Source organism: Anaerosporobacter faecicola, assembly GCF_012070565.1.
GTDB classification, from domain to species: domain Bacteria; phylum Bacillota; class Clostridia; order Lachnospirales; family Lachnospiraceae; genus Anaerosporobacter; species Anaerosporobacter faecicola.
The window spans coordinates 162947-182808 of record NZ_JAAQRO010000002.1 but is presented as its reverse complement, the minus strand read 5'-3'; the positions used below and the strand labels follow the sequence as shown (position 1 = coordinate 182808).

23 protein-coding genes are annotated in these 19862 nt (G+C 36.0%); 2 read left to right on the top strand and 21 right to left on the bottom strand.

Annotated features, from left to right (window positions below; genetic code table 11):
* Positions 1 to 265 precede the first annotated feature (265 nt).
* The 7 genes from HBB17_RS01320 to HBB17_RS01290 all read right to left on the bottom strand — a co-directional run bounded on the left by HBB17_RS01320 (position 266) and on the right by HBB17_RS01290 (position 5917).
* Positions 266 to 1594, bottom strand: a complete 1329-nt coding sequence (locus HBB17_RS01320) for a replication-associated recombination protein A (RefSeq protein WP_167955038.1) — start codon at positions 1592 to 1594, stop codon at positions 266 to 268.
* 3 nt (positions 1595 to 1597) lie between these two features.
* Complete coding sequence (locus tag HBB17_RS01315) at positions 1598 to 2347, bottom strand: tRNA threonylcarbamoyladenosine dehydratase (RefSeq protein WP_167955036.1); 750 nt, start codon at positions 2345 to 2347, stop codon at positions 1598 to 1600.
* Positions 2348 to 2424: 77 nt separating this feature from the next.
* Positions 2425 to 3054, bottom strand: a complete 630-nt coding sequence (locus HBB17_RS01310; protein ID WP_167955034.1) for a hypothetical protein — start codon at positions 3052 to 3054, stop codon at positions 2425 to 2427.
* Entirely contained in the window at positions 3026 to 3943 is a 918-nt protein-coding gene (locus tag HBB17_RS01305) for an ABC transporter ATP-binding protein (protein WP_274380742.1), read from the bottom strand. Before HBB17_RS01305 ends, HBB17_RS01310 begins: the two co-directional genes overlap by 29 nt.
* A 16-nt stretch (positions 3944 to 3959) precedes the next feature.
* Positions 3960 to 4337 (bottom strand): GntR family transcriptional regulator, encoded by a 378-nt coding sequence (locus HBB17_RS01300; RefSeq protein WP_167955030.1) that lies wholly within the window; start codon positions 4335 to 4337, stop codon positions 3960 to 3962.
* A gap of 13 nt (positions 4338 to 4350) precedes the next feature.
* Positions 4351 to 5058 (bottom strand): hypothetical protein, encoded by a 708-nt coding sequence (locus HBB17_RS01295; RefSeq protein WP_167955028.1) that lies wholly within the window; start codon positions 5056 to 5058, stop codon positions 4351 to 4353.
* Positions 5051 to 5917, bottom strand: coding sequence for an ATP-binding cassette domain-containing protein (locus HBB17_RS01290; protein ID WP_167955026.1), 867 nt, complete (start codon positions 5915 to 5917; stop codon positions 5051 to 5053). The genes HBB17_RS01295 and HBB17_RS01290 overlap by 8 nt, the downstream gene beginning before the upstream one ends.
* A gap of 312 nt (positions 5918 to 6229) precedes the next feature.
* Here HBB17_RS01290 and HBB17_RS01285 point away from each other — a divergent pair, with 312 nt between their 5' ends.
* A complete protein-coding gene (locus HBB17_RS01285) occupies positions 6230 to 6406 on the top strand; it encodes a DUF4250 domain-containing protein (protein WP_167955024.1) in 177 nt (58 codons plus the stop codon).
* Between the two features lie 141 nt (positions 6407 to 6547).
* Here the strand turns inward: HBB17_RS01285 and HBB17_RS01280 are convergent, their stop codons facing one another.
* Both HBB17_RS01280 and HBB17_RS01275 read right to left on the bottom strand, forming a co-directional pair.
* Complete coding sequence (locus HBB17_RS01280; RefSeq protein WP_167955022.1) at positions 6548 to 7219, bottom strand: YigZ family protein; 672 nt, start codon at positions 7217 to 7219, stop codon at positions 6548 to 6550.
* A gap of 132 nt (positions 7220 to 7351) precedes the next feature.
* On the bottom strand, positions 7352 to 7660 hold the full coding sequence (locus tag HBB17_RS01275) for a DUF6514 family protein (RefSeq protein ID WP_167955020.1): 309 nt from the start codon (positions 7658 to 7660) through the stop codon (positions 7352 to 7354).
* A 508-nt stretch (positions 7661 to 8168) separates the two neighbouring features.
* Here HBB17_RS01275 and HBB17_RS01270 point away from each other — a divergent pair.
* Positions 8169 to 10898, top strand: coding sequence for a transglycosylase domain-containing protein (locus HBB17_RS01270; protein WP_167955018.1), 2730 nt, complete (start codon positions 8169 to 8171; stop codon positions 10896 to 10898).
* A 162-nt stretch (positions 10899 to 11060) separates the two neighbouring features.
* Here HBB17_RS01270 and HBB17_RS01265 read toward each other — a convergent pair whose 3' ends face one another.
* The 12 genes from HBB17_RS01265 to HBB17_RS01210 all read right to left on the bottom strand — a co-directional run bounded on the left by HBB17_RS01265 (position 11061) and on the right by HBB17_RS01210 (position 19585).
* Positions 11061 to 11417, bottom strand: coding sequence for a SpoVA/SpoVAEb family sporulation membrane protein (locus HBB17_RS01265; RefSeq protein WP_167955016.1), 357 nt, complete (start codon positions 11415 to 11417; stop codon positions 11061 to 11063).
* Positions 11418 to 11434: 17 nt separating this feature from the next.
* Complete coding sequence (locus tag HBB17_RS01260; RefSeq protein ID WP_167955015.1) at positions 11435 to 12484, bottom strand: stage V sporulation protein AD; 1050 nt, start codon at positions 12482 to 12484, stop codon at positions 11435 to 11437.
* Between the two features lie 100 nt (positions 12485 to 12584).
* Positions 12585 to 13064 (bottom strand): SpoVA/SpoVAEb family sporulation membrane protein, encoded by a 480-nt coding sequence (locus tag HBB17_RS01255; protein ID WP_167955067.1) that lies wholly within the window; start codon positions 13062 to 13064, stop codon positions 12585 to 12587.
* Positions 13065 to 13162: 98 nt separating this feature from the next.
* Positions 13163 to 13609 carry a stage V sporulation protein AB gene (locus HBB17_RS01250; protein WP_167955014.1) on the bottom strand — a complete coding sequence of 149 codons (447 nt, stop codon included), beginning with the start codon at positions 13607 to 13609 and terminating at the stop codon, positions 13163 to 13165.
* Positions 13566 to 14201 (bottom strand): stage V sporulation protein AA, encoded by a 636-nt coding sequence (locus HBB17_RS01245; protein WP_167955013.1) that lies wholly within the window; start codon positions 14199 to 14201, stop codon positions 13566 to 13568. Before HBB17_RS01245 ends, HBB17_RS01250 begins: the two co-directional genes overlap by 44 nt.
* On the bottom strand, positions 14198 to 14401 hold the full coding sequence (locus tag HBB17_RS01240) for a hypothetical protein (protein ID WP_167955012.1): 204 nt from the start codon (positions 14399 to 14401) through the stop codon (positions 14198 to 14200). Before HBB17_RS01240 ends, HBB17_RS01245 begins: the two co-directional genes overlap by 4 nt.
* A 162-nt stretch (positions 14402 to 14563) precedes the next feature.
* Positions 14564 to 15280 carry an RNA polymerase sporulation sigma factor SigF gene (sigF, locus tag HBB17_RS01235; RefSeq protein ID WP_167955011.1) on the bottom strand — a complete coding sequence of 239 codons (717 nt, stop codon included), beginning with the start codon at positions 15278 to 15280 and terminating at the stop codon, positions 14564 to 14566.
* 72 nt (positions 15281 to 15352) lie between these two features.
* Positions 15353 to 15793 (bottom strand): anti-sigma F factor, encoded by a 441-nt coding sequence (gene spoIIAB / locus HBB17_RS01230; protein ID WP_167955010.1) that lies wholly within the window; start codon positions 15791 to 15793, stop codon positions 15353 to 15355.
* A gap of 29 nt (positions 15794 to 15822) precedes the next feature.
* Entirely contained in the window at positions 15823 to 16191 is a 369-nt protein-coding gene (gene spoIIAA / locus HBB17_RS01225; protein WP_330588106.1) for an anti-sigma F factor antagonist, read from the bottom strand.
* 127 nt (positions 16192 to 16318) lie between these two features.
* Positions 16319 to 17707 (bottom strand): tetratricopeptide repeat protein, encoded by a 1389-nt coding sequence (locus HBB17_RS01220; protein WP_167955009.1) that lies wholly within the window; start codon positions 17705 to 17707, stop codon positions 16319 to 16321.
* Between the two features lie 160 nt (positions 17708 to 17867).
* Positions 17868 to 18008: a hypothetical protein gene (locus HBB17_RS01215; protein ID WP_167955007.1), complete on the bottom strand. Its 141-nt coding sequence runs from the start codon at positions 18006 to 18008 to the stop codon at positions 17868 to 17870.
* A gap of 188 nt (positions 18009 to 18196) precedes the next feature.
* Complete coding sequence (locus HBB17_RS01210) at positions 18197 to 19585, bottom strand: DUF342 domain-containing protein (RefSeq protein ID WP_167955006.1); 1389 nt, start codon at positions 19583 to 19585, stop codon at positions 18197 to 18199.
* Between the last annotated feature and the right edge of the window lie 277 nt (positions 19586 to 19862).

Here is a 19862-nt window from a genome sequence, read left to right as displayed (position 1 = left end):
CAGCAGTTCTTTTTCGTGCTGTCAAGGGTGGCGGCAAGCTACCACAACCTATAATATCTGCAATTTTCAAGGTTCATCTGAGCCTTTTTTCTTTGCTCATTTTTTTCATAAATCATTTGACACTATCAATTAGTACTCTCAAATACCAATATATACTCTTATAGGAAAATTACTAGTACTTGAACACACTTGGTATCTATAAAGACCTCGTTGGTATCCTAATGAACGTTACCGTTTTTTCATTTTGTGAAGAGTGAATTAAGCTCTACTCTTCTGCTTCTTCTCGGATTCGCTTCAAATGCTCTTTCATTGTTTTCTCATATCCTTGTTCTGATATCTCATAGAAAGTACGTCCCACTAGTTCATCTGGAAGATACTGTTGTTTTACATAATGGTTCTTAAAGCTATGCGCATACTGGTATCCAATACCATGTCCAAGTTTTGCTGCACCGCCATAATGGGCATCCTTCAGATAAGGAGGAATGGTAGAGATTTTCTCCTCATTTACCACCTTCATCGCAGCGTCAATCGCCATGATTGCCGAATTACTCTTTGGTGCACATGCGACATAAGAAGCTGCTTGGGCTAGTACGATTCTTGCCTCTGGCATCCCTAATCGTTCTACTGCTTGTGCTGCTTGTGTCGCAACCACAAGCGCATTAGGATCTGCGTTCGAGACATCTTCTGCCGCACAAATCATAATTCTTCTTGCGATAAAGGTAATGCTTTCGCCTGCATGAAGCATTCTTGCTAGATAATAGATGGCAGCATCCGGGTCAGATCCTCGCATACTTTTTATGAAGGCAGAGATTGTATCATAATGGTTATCGCCAGACTTATCATACCGAAGTGCTCTCTTCTGTATACATTCCATCGCAATATCCAATGTAATATGTATCTTCCCATCCTCACTCCGATCTGTTGTCAATATTCCTAATTCAATGGCATTTAACGCGCTCCTGGCATCTCCATTGGCCATATCCGCTAGGAATTCCAAAGCTTCTTTATCAATCGTTGCATTATAAGCGCCAAGACCTTTTTCTTCATCTTGAACCGCACGTAAGATTAGATTTTGTATATCTTCCATCTCTAATGGCTTTAATTCAAAGACGATCGAACGGGAAATCAACGCGGAGTTCACTTCAAAATAAGGATTCTCTGTTGTTGCCCCAATGAGTATGATTGTTCCGTCCTCAACATATGGTAACAAATAATCCTGCTGCCCTTTGTTGAATCGATGAATCTCATCTATGAATAAGATTGTCTTCTTCCCATACATGCCAAGACTCTGTTTTGCTTGTTCAACGACCTCTTCCATGTCCTTTTTCCCTGCACTTGTGGCATTAATCTGGGTAAATAAGGAACTGGTTGTATTGGCAATTACCATTGCTAATGTTGTTTTTCCCGTTCCCGGTGGACCATAAAAAATCAAAGAACTTAGTTTATCTGCTTTAATTGCACGATATAATAGCTTATCTTTGCCAATGATATGACCTTGTCCAACGACTTCCTCTAGCTTGGTAGGACGAAGTCTAGAAGCTAAGGGAGATTCTTTCTCCAGTTTTGTTTCTCTCATATACTCAAATAAATCCATGTTCTACCTCCCCAAAAGATCTTTCACAACTTCACTCGCTATGATCATGCCTGCTACAGATGGTACAAATGACATGCTTCCAGGGGTAGATCGTTTTTTATGCAGATTTTTTTGTTCTTCTCCATTTTCTTCTTTCCCATCAAAATCAGAAGGATCAAACAACGGTTTCGTCGGTTGCTCCTCTGAATATACAACTTTTAATTTCTTAATTCCTCTTGCTTTTAGCTCCTTACGCATTACTTTGCAAAGAGGGCATACATTGGTTTTAAACAGATCGGAAACCTGTAATTTGGTCGGTTCGAATTTGTTCCCTGTTCCCATGGCACTGATTAACGGAATGGTGTATTCTTTGCTTTTTAGGGCAAGTGCGATCTTCGCAGTAACCGTGTCCAATGCATCCACCATATACGATAGATCATTTGGAACCACATCCTCAATGTTATCATATAGAACAAAGGATTCCATAATATCAATCTGCACATCAGGGTTGATTGATTCCATTCGTTCCTTCATCGTCTTTACTTTGGATTTGCCAATTGTCTGGGTTGTTGCATGTAATTGACGATTGCAATTACTCTCGCTAATCACATCATCATCCACCAACAAAAATCTCCCTATTCCTGCACGAACTAATCCTTCTGCAACGTATGTTCCAACTCCTCCAACTCCATATATCGCAACTTTTGCTTGCTTTAATTGATTGAGTCCTTCTTCCCCAATCAACATCTCTGTACGTATGAATCGTTCTTCCATTCTTGCCTCCATAAATCGAACTGATATTCTTATTATACCACAAGCAATGCGACTTTCATACAAAAGAGTTCCTTTGCTTAATTTCCATGACTGATTCGTAAATAATTTACGAGATTAATTAAAAAATCTGCAATTAGTAAAACCGCTAACAGTAACGAACCCACAATTTCCCATTCTCCAAAATTAAGATCATCTAATGTCAGGCAAAAGATAGGTGTATTAAAACAAGCCATAACAACAAAAGAACTTGTGGTACGCATACCAAATTCACAAATGATTGTAAGAAAACCAATAATCAACATATATTCTCCAACCAAAAGCAATTCTTTAATTGGATAACTCCCTCCTGCCTGTAAAGCAAGGAAACCAAATCCAATGCTGACCAATCCAAACAAGATACCTTCTGCCACAAATAGAATCAGACATCTGCTACATAAGATCGTAGATTTTTTTGTGGGATAATAAACTAATTTATTGATGGTAAATTCTATTCCCATCTTATCAAATACTGTATTTACTGAAATCCATAACAAAAGGACAGCTATTACTTGTACAAGTAACGCTGCAACAAATACCGTCTTTAATTCTGTCATTTTCCAACACATAATCATACTAAAGAAAATAAATTCTAACAGACAGAATATGTAGCGTAAAAAATTCTCTTTAAACATCGTTAAATCAAATTGTATTTGTTTTCGAAGCATCATCCCGTTCCTCCCTCATACTGATATTCTTTTTCGTTAGATAGTATAAGATATCGCTAAGATCGGGTAGCTCAACTACAAGTTTTCTTAACCATTCTTCTTCCCCTCTGATCTTTCCTGTACGATATGCCAATCCTTCAAATCCACTATTAGTTGCCTTCACTGAAAGAAGGAGATCATTTGGCAACTGATGGAGCAGCTCCCTTGGTCCTTTAACTAAGCGGTACTCATCCATAAGATCTTCTTTTGTTGTTAATGACAACACTTTTCCTTCATCAAGAATCATTACATAATCTGCTACTTTATCCAAATCTGTTGTTATATGTGATGAAAGAAGAATCGCCATACCTTGTTCATCCACTAAGCTTTGCAGGATTTGCAGAAACTCTTGACGAAATAGCGGATCTAAACCTGCTGTTGTTTCATCTAGTAATAGGATTTTTGGGTGATTTGCTAAAGTAAATGCCAATTGGAATTTTGTCTTCATACCCTTTGATAACTGATTGGGCGTTTTATCCAAATCCAATTGAAATCGTGCCAACAAACTTTTATAGTAAGAGAGATCGAAATCATCATAAAACTTTCCTAGAATTGTCCCATTATCCAGCAACGTACTCGACATAAGGAATTGGTTATCTTCTGCTATGTACCCGATCTTTTGTCGTAATTTACAATTATTCTTATAAAACTTTTCACCATTTACTGTGATTTCCCCACTATTGGCAGTATACACCCCTAAAAGCAATCGCATTAATGTGGTTTTTCCCGCACCATTCTTCCCGATTACTCCCATAATATAGCCTTCCTTCAACGAAAAGTTAACGTCTCTTAAATGAAATCGACGAAATTTTTTACTAAGATTCTCAACTCGAATAACTTCCTTCGATTGCAATCCTGCTCCCCCCTAACTATTCATGATCTTGGTATAAAACATCGATCATGTCTTTGATATCTTCAAGAGATAATCCTGCTGCCTTACACTCGTTAATAATGTCCTGCAGATGTTTTTCAATCATACTAATCTTTTTCTCCTTTAACAAATCTGTATTTTGTTCACATACATAAAAGCCTTTTCCTGATACGGAATATAGCAACCCTTCTTTTTCCAATTCCTCATACGCACGTTTTGTAGTAATTACACTAATCTGCAAATCTTTAGCCAAACCTCGAATTGAGGGCATTGCATCACCCGGAATAACCTCTTTATTAATAATAGCCGTTTTGATCTGATTAATAATTTGTTCATAGATGGCTAGATTACTACTATTTGATATGATAATATTCATTTTCTCACCTCATTTACATCAACTTTTTCAAAGCTTTTAGTTGATTGATCTTCACATTTTCATAATCTGTATCGCCTTTCATTATTTCCCGTGTCGCATACCAGGTTCTAACAGCTGCGATTAAATTAATACCAATGATCAGTGCATTCATTACTTCTCTTTGTTTTGCAAAATAATCCAAACGCAACAACATAATCGTAATTGCAATTCCAAGTAACACCCCAACTACATAACTTATATAGACGGTCAATGGATTATCCTTTTTTTTCTTACCTTTAAACATATTGATCTTTTGAAACGATGAAACCAGCATATAAGGTAGACCAATCATTGCAAACACTTGCATCACGATATTAGCATAGTCATGATCAATTACAATCGATACACCAATAAACAACAACGATACGACCAGTAAGATTGTAAAGTTCAGTAGAATTCCGATTAGATAATAGCGTTTTCTTTCATCATAGGTAAATGGTACGATATAATGACACTTTTCATGCCTGGTAATTTCTGTGATAGAATACGATATCATACCAATGATTGCAAAGACTCCTGCCATCACGATATATGGCGTATCATCCTTATTTTTAATCATCTCAACCTCAGACAAAAAACCTAATAAGAAATAAATTAACACAAGAATCAGATAATACCAACGCCTCTTTAAAAACACGATATACCGAACTATTAGTGCTTTACGCAATTCTTTATTAGACATACGTAAGCACCTCTTTCTTTGCATTGGTAAAATAGTACATGAAGTCTGAAATCGTTGGTATCTCAATTTGACAACCTTGATTTAAGATGCTTTCTTCATTCTTTACTAATGCTTCTACTGTATATTGTGTTACTTTTTCACCAATTATATATTCTTTGAGATTGCGAATCTTTTCCTCGCTCCCCTTTACAATTCGATAATTATCAAATAGTTCTTCTTTTGAAGTGGATATAATTTGTTTTCCTTGATGTATTAGCGTAACATAATCCGCCACCATATCAATCTCTTCTGTTAAATGAGAGGAGAACACAATACTTTTATCACCATTCAGAATCTCATCATACATAATCTCCGTTAATTCTTTACGGAATACAGGATCCAATCCACTTGCGGGTTCATCCATAATAAATAACTTCGCTTTATGTGATAACGCAAAAGCCAATTGAAATTTGACAATTGTACCCTTGGATAACTTCTTCAGTTTCTTCTTTGGATCAACATCGAATCGACTACAATATTTCAAGAATACGCGCATATCAAATTCTCGATAATAAGGGGCATAGATTTTCGCATTATCTAACGAGGAGATTTCTTCGATAAATGGGTTCTCATCAAGTACGAATCCTATCTCTCCTTTTGCTTTACTTTCTTGAAGATTGAGATCATGACCACAGATTTTTACATTCCCCATTGTTCTTTGGTAAAGTCCCAAAATCGTATTGATCAAAGTTGTTTTTCCTGAACCATTCTGTCCGATCAACCCCATAATGTAGCCTGGCTCTAACTTAAAATTAATATTCTCCAAGGAAAAACCATCTAACTTTTTGCATACATTTTCCACTTCCAATATGTAATCCATTCGCACATACCCCTTCCTTAACATCTTATAATCTATGCTTTGTGTGGTAAATTATTGTATATGACAGTCTTCCATTCCTCTTATCATTTCATTAGAAGCTGTATATACGTATATAATCTGTATATATGTACATAATCTGTATATATCCTTATACACAGTATATATACATATATGTTGTCTGTCAATACTTTTTTATAATTGACATTTTTTCAGCTCCTTTTATAATAGAGATAGTCTGGCGTAAATTATACAGGAATACCATATAAATTCATCTATACACCAGTAATATTAAGATAGAAAGAAGGCAATTCCATGAATATACCAAAAGATCCTGTTATGTTACTAAGTTATATCAATACACAACTTCGTGATTTTTATCCAACACTACAAAATCTATGCAAGTCTCTCAATCTTGACGAAGAATCTCTTTGCAGTAAATTAGAGTCTATCGACTATTGCTACGATAAAAAATTGAATCAATTCATCTAAAGAATTTGCGTGGTCTTTCCCATTCCATAAAAAAAGCTCTTTCACAAACAATGAAACATATTCTTGTTTGTGAAAGAGCTTTTTTTATGATATTGTTTCCAGTATTACTCGAATGTTTTTTTCTATTCTAACGTGTCTTACTTACTCTTCATCCAAGATTTCATCAAATAGTAGAACTTCCTGACCAACTTGAGCAAAATATCTGCTCTCTAGGAATTCCAATTTACATTTTCCACTGGTTGCTTCTGTAACTTCTTCTTGTAATTTCGTAATCTGATCCTTTGTAACAAGCAAATCCATTGTCACAGAATCTGTATAACTTGTATCTAAAACGGTAATCTGCATCTGACATGTAATGTATTGTAGTTTCCCTACCCCATTATAGTCCGTTACGATTCTAATCCGTTTTCCTGCCTTCTTTTCGATTACGACACTTGCCACAAGACCTTCCACTGTTGCTTTTGTATAGGCACGAACGAGTCCCCCTGTTCCCAATAAGGTTCCTCCAAAGTACCTCGTTACAACAACTACAACATTATGAATTCCCTGCGCTAGCAACACGTCTAACATTGGCTTTCCTGCAGTACCACTTGGTTCTCCATCATCACTGCATCTTTGGACTTCGTTTCTTTCTCCTACAACATAAGCAAAACAGTTATGCGTTGCATCCCAATGCTTTTTTCGCATCTTTTCAATCATAGCAATTGCTTCCTCTTCTGAACAAATCGGTTCTACCGTAGCGATAAAACGTGACTTTTTCTCAATGATTTCACTCTCACCTGCTGTATACACTGCTTTATAACTATCTATCATATCCTACAGTACCTCACTATCATCAGTTCAGGTTCCACTTCCCAAGTTGGACCCTATTTGATACCTATCATACCGTAAGAACGAATATATTGCAAGAAGCTCTTCTTTTGTCCACCTTACCTGGCATACTTGTTAACTACACAACTTCAACGTGATCAAATCGTCCACTACCTCGATCAATGTCAAGGGAGTAACCGTACACTCCATTAACGTGTTGATCAATTGCATGACCACTTCCTTGGAATAAGATAACGCTTCTACTTCTTCGGATTCAACAATTCCCCCAAATTGTTTTTCAATCTTAATCCCATACAAGAAGCTTGAACCATCTTTCCCACTCATTTCTTTTGAGGGTTCTTCAATCAGATAATATAGAAGGACCATTTCCCTTTGGTCTTCTAGTTCAACCTTCTTTTCACCGATCAGGTGTACTACTCTCATACATATACCTCCTACAATAAAATAACCACAAATACGACAATGCCAACACACTATCTTATGAAATTATACTACTAAATTATTCCATTTCAAAGGAAATATTATCGCAGAATGTATATATTTCACTAATTATTCGACTTATTTTTACTATTTCGACAATTTATTTTGTCTAATACTGCAATAGCTTGTTTAAATATAGCTCTTTTCAAAGCTATAAAAATGCAGATTTGATACGCTTTTATATTATTTTCTGATTTTTTAAATAAAAACTGATTTTAATGAGAACATCCCTCAACTGTCTAATCTATTTCTTTTTGTCAATACTACTATGTAATAATAGTATAGCAGACGAATGTTTTATATGATACTTTTTAATACCAGTAATACAAGTATCATACGATGTAGATAACAACATTTTGGTGATAAATTACATGCCAAATTGAGTTCCTGATTTATTTACTTTATTTTAATGCATTTTTTTGATATAATATTACCGAAAAGGAGGCTTATTATGGACTTTAGTAAACGTGGTACAGCGAATAAGCAGCGTGATACACACTCCGCTTCGCAGAAGCTAACAAGAAAAGCTTTAATCTCTTGTCTGCGTACTTGTATAGTCTGCATAGTTGCTATATCAATAATAGGTACCTTCACTGGCCTTGGTGCATTAAAAGGAATGCTCGACAGCGCTCCAAGTATCGATTCCATCGATGTAGCACCTACCGGTTTTTCTACAATTATATATGATAGTGAAGGCAATGAGATACAAAAATTAGTCGGTTCACAGGCCAACCGTATCTATGTTACTTTAGAAAAAATTCCTGACAATGTTAAAAATGCGTTCATTGCCATTGAAGACGAACGATTTTACTCACATAATGGAATTGATGTCAAAGGTATATTTCGTGCATTCTTTGTAGGTGTGAAGTCTGGTAGATTTTCAGAAGGTGCAAGTACACTTACACAACAGCTACTAAAGAATCAGGTTTTTGAAGGCGGTAATGAAGAAAAATTCTTTGACAAAGTACAAAGAAAAGTTCAAGAACAATATCTGGCGATCAAATTAGAAGACAAACTCTCCAAGGACCAGATTCTTGAATATTATCTGAATACCATCAATCTTGGGCAAGGTACCCTTGGGGTACAAGCTGCTTCATTACGATATTTCAACAAAGATGTCAGTGACTTAACACTTTCTGAAGCAACCGTTATTGCTGGTATTACACAAAGTCCTGTTTATCTTAATCCAATTACTCATCCGGAAGATAATAAGGACAAACGTGAGATCATATTAAGCAAAATGCTTGAGCAGGAATTAATTACCCAGAAAGCTTATGACAAAGCATTAAAAGATGATGTCTACGAACGAATACAAATGGTAAATGAAGAACAAATCAATACCAGTACTTCTACCAATTCCTATTTTGTTGATGAGCTTATTCTTCAAGTACAAGAAGATCTCCAAAATAAATTAGGGTACACTGAAACCCAAGCCATCAACGCAATTTATCGTGGTGGGCTTCGTATCTATTCTACACAAGATACTAGTTTGCAGAACATCTGCGATACCGTTATTAACGATGAATCGAATTATCCAGAGGCATATCATATATACGAACTAACATATGCGTTATCGATACAAAAAGCCGACGGTAGTACCATTAATTATTCAGAAGGACATTTAAAGAACTATTTTTCTACAAAGAAAAAGAATTTTGATCTTTTCTTTAAGGACAAAAAAGATGCTGATGCATATACCGAGGAGTTCAAATCTTCTGTCACCGAAGAAGGCGATGAAGTTTTAGGCGAAAAGAAAACCTTTACACTTCAGCCACAGGTATCCTTTGTTTTAATGGATCAGCACAATGGAAAAGTACTTGCTTTAGTTGGTGGTCGTGGTGATAAAGAAGGTAGTCTTACGTTAAATCGTGCTACTCGTACACTTCGACAACCTGGTTCCACATTCAAAGTATTATCCACATATCTTCCAGCACTTGATAATGCGGGTATGACGTTAGCTACCGTTCAAGATGATGCACCATATAAGTACCCAGGAACGAACACAACCGTTAATAACTGGAGAAGAGGTGTTTATAACGGACTGACTACGCTACGTCAAGGTATATGGGATTCCAATAATATTGTTACCGTTAAAACATTAGAACAGATAACCCCTCAACTCGGTTATTCTTATTTAATGAAATTAGGTTTTACTACGATCGTAGATAGTGTTACAACAGATGATGGTAAAGTTCATTCCGACATCAACCTTCCAATGGCTCTTGGCGGTCTTACCTACGGTATTAAGAATTTGGAAATTACAGCAGCCTTTGCTAGTATCGCCAACGAGGGAATCTATACAGAACCAGTTCTGTATACGAAGATTATGGATCACGAAGGTAATCTTCTTGTTGATAATCATCCATCTACCTGCCAGGTTATGAAGGAATCGACTGCATTTTTATTAACCAGTGCAATGCAAGATGTTGTTAAGATTGGTACTGCTGCATCTTATGTAAACCTTGGTTCCATGCCTGTTGCTGGTAAAACAGGAACAACTACAGATAGTAAAGACTTATGGTTTATCGGATACACACCTTATTATACTGGTGGTATCTGGGGTGGTTATGACAATAACAATCGAGATCAAAATGCTGTCAATACTTCCTATCATAAGCGATTATGGAACATTATAATGAATCAGATCCATGAAGGGTATAAAAAGAAAAACTTTACGAAACCAGATTCCATCGTTACTGCATTAATCTGCACCAAGAGCGGTAAACTTGCAAAAGATGGAGTTTGTGAATTTGCTCCAGGTGGTAGTACTGTAAAGAAGGAATATTTTGCAAAAGGAACCGTCCCTACTGAGGTATGCGATTGCCACGTTAAATTACGGATTTGTAAATCATCTGGATTACAAGCCAGTGAGTTTTGTCCAGAAAGTGATGTAGAAGAAAAAGTATTCTTAATCAAAGAGGAAACGGGTAAAACAAAAGATACACCAAATCTGTTACCAAAATCTCTTGAAGATTCTACTTGTAATGTTCATAGTTCTTCATCCTTCAATGAGATCATCCCTACTCCTGGAGAACAGGAAGGAGAGCTTCCAGAGGACGAGGAAGAAGAAGATGTGATTCCACCGATTCCTGACGTGGAGGAACCACCTATACCAAATGATAACACAAACACAACTCCTTCTGAAGGCACAGAGGATCAACCACCTTCTGAAGGTCAATAAAAGATAATAAAAGATGCTCATGAATCCAAGGATTCATGAGCATCTTTTTCGTCAAATGTATTTGGCGGGCGGATACGCCGTATCACAGAAATATATCGTATTTCCCGATCGGCTCTGTATCGTAGGTTAATCTATATAAAAAGCAGCCGGCTGCTTGAAATATTATTCTTTCATCTTCGAATTAAAGATCAAAGAAGCGATATATCCAAATATTAATGCTGCTGAAACACCCACAGCTGCCGATGTAAATCCTCCCATAAACACTCCGATAAACCCATCACTTACAATTGCTTTTTTCACCCCATTAAAGAGTGTAAAGCCAAATCCAACAAGCGGTACTGTTGCACCAGCTCCTGCCCATTTTGAAAATGGTTCATAAACGCCAATTGCTCCTAGTATTGCTCCTAGTCCAACCAAAAGAACCATAATTCTTCCTGGCATCAATTTTGTTTTATCCATAAAAATCTGTACAACTGCACAGATTGCACCACCAATTACAAATGCTTTTACATAATCCATTCTTCTACCTCCTACTCCTAGACTTCTAATATAACACCATGCGCTATACCTGGTACCGAATTTCCTTCATTAAAACTTACAGGGGATAGCAAGGCGCCAGTAGGAACGAATAAGATTTTTTTCCATTCCTTCTTCTTCATTTTCTTCAATATATATCCCGTCAATGTTGCTGCACTACAGCCACAGCCACTACCACCAGAATGCGTATCCTGTTCTTCCTTGTTAAAGATTTCAATTCCACAGTCCAGATAACGGTTCGCTATATCATAACCTTTCTCTTTTAGCATATCAATTAGGATATCTTTACCTACATACCCTAGATCACCAGTAATGATCTTATCATATTCTTCTGGTTTATACCCAAAATCTTTTAAATTATGATAGATTACATCAAATGCCGCAGGTGCCATACACGCTCCCATATTCATGGAATCCTTCACACCAAAATCAACAACTTTTCCTGTCGTTATTCCTGTAATTCGGATATATGGTTCTTCTGGATTGTGTTTTTCCTTATGCTTTTTCATCTCTTCTTCATTTACAATCACAACAGCACCTGAACCAGTTACCGTCCACGTAGCAGCCAAAGGACGTTGATTTCCGTAATCTAGTGGGAATCGAAATTGTTTTTCTGCTCCTGCAAAATGACTTGAGGTTAATGCCATTGCCTTATCGGCAAATCCCCCCTCCACCAATGTAGAAGCGAGCGATATCGATTCTCCCATGGTAGAACAAGCACCATAGATACCAAACAGTGGAATTTGTAGATCCATCACACCAAAGGAGGTTGCAATCAACTGTCCAAGTAAATCACCGGCAATCAGATATCGAATTTCCTCCTCCTTATATCCTGCACTCTCCACTGCTTTTGTTGCAACCTTGTATTGCAAGCGGCTTTCTGCTTCCTCCCATGTTTGTCCTCCAAACATTGGATCTTCTTCTATTTCATCAAAATAGCAGGACAGAGGGCCTTCTCCCTCCTTCTTTCCTACTAAACTATAACTTCCTACTATATAGGGTGGTGTAGCAAACTGTATGCTTCGTTTTCCGATCATCTTTTGACCCATATATTTTACTCCTTTCTCATACATATGATTTACCATTTAAATGTATTTGCCTTTCTTATAAAACGTATTGCTACGTAGTCTTTACATTACAAGCTGTAGACTAAACGATTCCCAATCGTAATAAGATATAGTAAATTACACCTAGGACCCAAGAGATTAAGATACCGTATAGTATTACAGGACCCGCTATATTAAAGATTTTACAGCCAATTCCAAATACCTGGCCTTCCTTTTTGAACTCAATTGCTGGAGCAGCAACTGAATTGGCAAAACCAGTAATTGGTACTAGTGTTCCTGCTCCACCAAATTTCGCCCATTTTCCATACCAACCAAGTCCAGTAAATAAGGCACTTAGTCCTACCAACGTAACGATATTATATAGTGCAGCGACTTCTTCATTGAATCCCATTGCTTTATACAGATTTAATAAGCCCTGTCCTATGGTACAGATAATACCTCCAATCAAAAATGCTTTGCACACATTGGCAAACCAGTTATGGGTTGGGGTAATATCTTTCACATATTGGTTATATACTTGCTGCCTTGTATTCGGATCTGTTTGATTCAATACATCCTTCATTGTTGGCTTGCTGTTTGTATTCTGCTCATTCTTACTATTTTCCTGCATGATTAATCACCTTTCTTTTCCCTATAATAAAGTTGTAAGATATATATGAATTATTGACCCCAAATATATAGTTGTAAGTATGCACCAATTGCCTTCCCACAAGCGATGCTAGCTACAATATAAGGCATACCATAATGAATCCGTACTCGTTTTGAGAATACAGGAATAACATTTAACACTTCCGCTAAAGCCATCGCTTGACAACCGATGAATATTCCACTGAACAAACCATAGCATAATAACCCAATCACGCCAAAAGGGAGTCTCCATTGGTAAACAAACCAACTGTTACCAAGTATCCCTCCTATGATTACCATATTCTCATATAAGACAATATGCTTTGCCGTACCTGTTTTTGATGCCAATCGATTTACTACTCCCAATAATGTGATGAAAGCAAATACACCTCCTGCAACAATAAGTCCTCCGGCAAAGCCAATAAGCGCCAGTATACTATTTTCTAGTAAATTCAATTGTCTTTCCTTCTCTTTCTGCATTGCTTAACATTGCATTTTCCACATCCTTTTCATACTTTCTCATTTCAATCTGAATTGGAGTTGGGTCACGTAAAACTTTCTTAGAAGAAAAATGGTTAAAGAATACTAGGATTCCAACAGGTAACCCTACGCAATATGCCAATTCAAGAATCCCTTTCTTGTGAGTCTGTTCACCTGTAATAAATTGATATACATTTGCGAATACATCTTGTACACTTACGTCAGTATTAAAGGTCATAATGGAAAAAGCAGCACCAAAAAATATAATTAAAGCCACAAAGACCGTTTTCGCATATTCCAAAGTCTTTTTCTCCTGCTTTTTCTTTTTATAATCAATAAGAAAATCTTCTTCTCCAAGATTCACGACCGTACAATTTGGGTAGATCTCTGTAATCTTTGATATCACCATCAGAATGGAATAAGCGTACTGCATCGCTTGATTGGAATTAAGTTTCAGCAAAGTAATATCTTCAACTGTTTTACATATGATTTTGTCAATGCAGTATACTGTACCAATATCTTTCACATAAATCGTCTTCTCATTCACGATGCTACGCAATGGGAACTTTAGATAGATTGTTTCTTGAATCATATAAAAACTTGTTCTCCTATATTTCTTTTAAAGCAATCTTCTTGTTCTTGTTCATTCGTAAGGTTTTCTTGAACGAATGTTCCTTCAAAAACGTAGTCCGTATCATTATTTGTTTTCCATACAAGTATTCCACATAGTATTGCGATTACTGCAACAATAATAACTCCTGTAATTATAGCTTTTTTCTTTTTCGCAATCATTTTTTCATCTCCTTCAAGAACATTCCACTACTTTGGCATGAGAAAAGCATCAATCATTTTACTATTTTGATTGATGCTTCTATGGTTGTAATGTTAGTTACATTACTGTTATTATTTGTTTTTCATAATTGTTTATACTGGTAAAATGTGTTTACTTTTCGATTAACCTGTTAATTTTTCTCGCATTGCTAACAAGATTTTTTTCTCTAATCTTGATACTTGAACTTGTGAAATTCCTAATTTTTTTGCTATATCTGATTGTGTTTTATTCATAAAATATCGTAGCCGAATGATATCTTGTTCTTTTGGTTCAAGCGAGTCAAGTATTTCCTGTAATGCCAACTTATCCACTACTGTTTCTTGTTCATCTTGTACTTGTTCCAATTTATCAATTAAGAAGATTGCATTTCCATCTCCTTGATAAATGGTTTTATATAAGGATTCCACCTCAGAGTTGGATTCTAGTGCCATGACAATTTCTTCTGTTGGAACAGCAATTTCTTCACTGATTTCCTCAATAGTTGGTTCTCGATTCAACGCAGAACCCAGTATTTCCCGTGTGATTTTTACTTTTACCGCAATCTCTTTTAATGAGCGACTAACTTTAATCATCCCATCATCCCGTAAAAATCGTTTAATCTCTCCCGTTATCATTGGTACTGCATATGTTGAAAATTTTACCTCATATGAAAGATCGAACTTATCAATTGCTTTTATTAACCCAATACTTCCGATCTGAAATAAATCTTCCAATTCATGTCCTCTTCCGGCAAATCTACGAACAATACTCCAGACTAACCCAACATTTTCCGTGACTAGCAGGTCTCTTGCTTCTTTATCACCAGTTTTTGATAATCGTATCAATTCCAGTGTATCCATGCTTGCACCTTGCCTTTCCTGTTATCACCGCCATAATAGGTATGAACCTATCATCAGATTTCATGAATAATCCTATGAGAACAGATTGATCTCCTGAATGGTCTTTGTCATGGTTACCGTGGTTCCTTCATTAACCGTTGATATAACCTCAAGTTCGTCCATGAATGCTTCCATAAAAGCAAATCCCATACCTGAACGCTCCATCTCTGGTTTCGATGTATAAAGCGGTTCCATTGCTTGTTTTATATCAGCAATTCCTTTCCCATGGTCGACAACCATTACATGAATCGTGTTGCCATCAATGCTACAGGAAAGTGTAATTTTTCCCTCTTTCCCTTCGTATCCATGAATAATACTGTTGGTTACTGCTTCCGAAACCGCTGTCTTAATATCTGCGATTTCTTCAATGGTTGGATTCAATTGTGCAGCAAAAGCAGCAACCACAATTCTTGCAAAACTTTCGTTTTCTGATCTACTATCGAATTCTAAAGACATTGCATTCTTTCTATCCATATCTACCTATCCTTTCTCCCAGTTCACATTTACTTACTCAAAGCTTCTTCAATCGTTGCATATTTATCAATGATCTTATACAAACCAGATAACTTAAATATTCGGTCTATTGAAGCATTCACATTGGTAACAGCGACTTTTCCCCCAGTGAAGATAATCTTCTTATATCTTCCCATGATGACGCCAATTCCAGAACTATCCATGAATTCTGAATTGGCAAAATCAAAAATGATTTGTTTCACAGAATTTCGATCGATGAGCTGGTCTGCTTTTTCTCTTATTATTACCGCATTATGATGATCCAACTCTTTTGTAATCTGTATCAGCAAGCTGCGGCCTCGTAATTCCATATTTGCTCCCATTTTCGTACTGATTGTTTTGTCCTTACTTGTCTCCATGCTTTCCCTTCTTTTACATTATTTTACAGTATAGATTTATAAAAAAAGACGTTCCTTTTATTTAAAAGGATAAGCTCCTTCTTTTAAATAAAAGTACTTGTCTCTTCTTTCGTTATATTCTACCGTCTTATAGTTCCTTTAAACGGGTCTTTGCTTGTGATGCTCTTGAAGAATCCGGATACTCTTCAATAATCTGCTCATAGTATTTTTTCGCATTTTCTTTGTCTGATAACATATGATAAGAACGACCAATAAAGTAAAGTGCATCTTCTACTTTTTCGTCTTTCATCTCAACTACTTGCTTTAGTACCTCGATTGCTTCTTCATACTTTCTTTGAGAATAGTAAGTGTGTCCTTGTTCATAGATATCACTTGCTGCGCCTGTAAAGGATTTCTCCTTCATCAAATCATATAATTCTGTTGCAGCTTTTCGATCAATCTTAGACATATTAACATCAAGCAATGCTTGTACAACTTCTTCCTTCTTATTGCTTGTTATATACACCTTTATTGCCTTAAATAACTCATCATACAAAGCTTCATCATACTTTTCTGATTCTTTACTCAAATCTTCCATTTGCTTTTTCAAATCATCAATAGAGCTTTGTAACTCTTCCTTATCACCTTCTAAGGTGGAAATTTCCTTATTCTGAACAGCAATTTGCGAATTCAGATCAACAACCTTTGCATTATAATTAGAAGCAGATTGTTTCTTCACATTTGGTACTATTAAGAAATACAGCAAACCAACACCAATTACGATACCGATAATTAGATTTAGAAAAACCCAGATATTTGGTTTTTCTTCACGGTAACTAGAGATTGGGGCAATTCCTGACAAGTTAACATTGTTAGAATTATTGGCTATATGTTCTACATTGCGCTCTTCTGTTTCCAGACTTTGCTGTCCATTCTTCAGTTCCTCAAAATAGCGTAATGTGGTCGTATTGGTCACATCTATCTTGCGAATCTTATTCAAGACCTTCATTGCTTTCTCTCGTTCATTGTTCTTCATATAAAGCAATGCTAATAGATGATGTGCACGCAAAAAACGTGGATTCAAACTAGTAACCTTCTTTAACTGAATTACAGCTAAATCATCATTCCCTTGTTTTGCTGCTTGTAATGCTGCATTATACTTTTTGATCGTCTGATTCGCAGACTCCAGACGCGTCTGATTGGATTGAATGCTATTAATGTAATAATCACAATCATTATCTTGTGGTTGAAAATGTTTACTTAATACCCATTCACTTAAAGCTGCAACGATTTCTCCCATTTCATAATACACTAATCCAAGTAGATTACGTGCATTGGTATTTTCTTTATTGAATTTTAAACTTTTTTGAAGCACAAAAACTGCACCAGATAAATCCCTTACTTTCGCTTTTTCCAATCCCATATTATAGCATGAATTAGAAATTCGGATTGCTTTCTGAATAGCAGATACATTGGTGCCACATTTATCACATTTATTTTTTTTCCCTAACGAGCTTCCACAATTTGGACAATTCATCTTCTTCACCTACTGCCTTTTCTACTGACACTTATCATTTACCTTTACGCATACATGTCCAATATTCCTATTCAATATTTTTATGTTGCTTCTTTTCATACGTATGCTTGTATCCTCTCCAATTATCGTAATGAAGAATTATTCACATTACGAATTAGGGTTACTTATTCTTAATCTCACGCATCATATCTTTGATGATATCCGTAACGTCCGTTAAGTCATTATTATATATGGCATCCTCAGCTTGTTCAACTTCCAAACTAGGTTGAAATTTTTCTAATTCTTCTTCAAAATTAATCATGGTATCCTCCTACTACTTCTCTTTCCTAACCATTGTGTGTCGATCTCAATATGTTCGAAAATGCTTAGAACCAATCACAAATAACTGTGTAGCTCTAAACAGTTACATTTGTTCACCACAAATTATACCATAGGATATACATTTATCAAGCATTTTCTTTCGCAAAACTCGACCAACTACGTAGGAAATTATTCCATCGCAAACACACAAACGTCCAAACCTTTTCGCTTGATCAGGACATTATTGAATTCTTCTTTGATAATTAACATACTTCCATTAATACGAACACGTACTCTTGGATAAATTGCTCTGGATACAATAACCTTCCCATCTTTGGATTTTTCAATATCTTCTAATAGAGCATTTCTTTGTTTTGTTATTGTACTAATCTGTGTATTCCGATCAATCTTTGTCTTTAAAAGTTGAATTTTTTGTGGTAATAATTCTTTTCGATTTTCTTTTTCAATTAATTTAATCACTGTTCGGATTCCTTCGTCAATCTTCCGAATCTCCGCAATCAAACTTTTTATCTCTTCTTCTCGTTGAATAATTGCCGGCATCGGATCATTCTGACAACCGATGTTCACCTCAGTCATTACTTCTGCCATACTTCCAATGATTGTTGCTGTTACACCACACAAGGCATTGATTGTTCCACCAACAATAACACCTCTTTTTCCAGTAACAATAACTTCTTCTTTTGACTTAATATTGCAATGCATAATCGCATTGGCAGCTACAGAACCACCTGCTTCAATGGTTACCTGCTCAAAAAATTTACCAGATACTTTCCCACCTGCAATGATTTTCCCTTTACCTCCACCTTGCATGCCATTCTGCAAGATTACTTCTCCACCTGCAATCAAATCAGCTGCTTCTACGTGACCAGCCACAAGAATATTACCACCAGCTTTCACTCGAGCGCCAGTCATAACATTCCCTTTTACAGTAATATCTCCCGAAAAATCAGCATCTCCCGATAATGTATCAATATCACCTTCGATGATCAATATATTAGAAATTTCAATTTTATCATCTCTATATTCAATCTTACCATCTAAACTAGATCGGTAAACCGTCTTATCTTCCTCTATTGTAAATCCTTTTCCTTTAAGAGGCTGTAGTTCACGCCCATTCTTGGCAAGCATCTGCTGCCCCTTAATATTTCTGCCAAGTTCTCCTTTTGTTGCCTTATAGTAACGTGCTATAATCTGTCCCTCATATACGGTCTCAATCTTACTAAGGCTCGTATAATCCACAGAACCATCTGACAAAATAATTGGTTTTGAATTGGTCTCACGATTGAAAAAATATTGATAGTATCCATCAACACCGTCTACAGGGGCATCTCCCTCCGCAATCAATCGTTCCGTGTAAACAATCTTATTCTCAATCATTTCGTCTATTACATCTATCTTTATTCCATATATAACCTTATTCGAAGTCAACGTAGTAAGTATACTATCTCTGGTAAATACAGTGTCTTCCGCTGTCGGAATTAACGTTATGTATGCTTTTAGTAAGTCATTGTCAATACGAATCTGTATACTTTCTTTTTCCTCACCTGTTTTACTCATAAGTATTCACCTCACTATGAATAGTTTGTTTTCATAGATAACTTGATATTTTTGTATTGATAATCATATTTCACTTTTATTATAGTCTTTTACTCTTCATTTTACAATAATTTTTCCAATAACTAGACTATTTTTACTAGTTTCAATTATTACTTTTTCACAATTTTTCAGTTTTTAGTAACAAAAAAGAATTGTATTTACTACAGGAAACACATTTAAATTGAACAAACTAGAAAACTGGCCAAAGAATGTTGCATAACACTCCTTGACCAGCTTC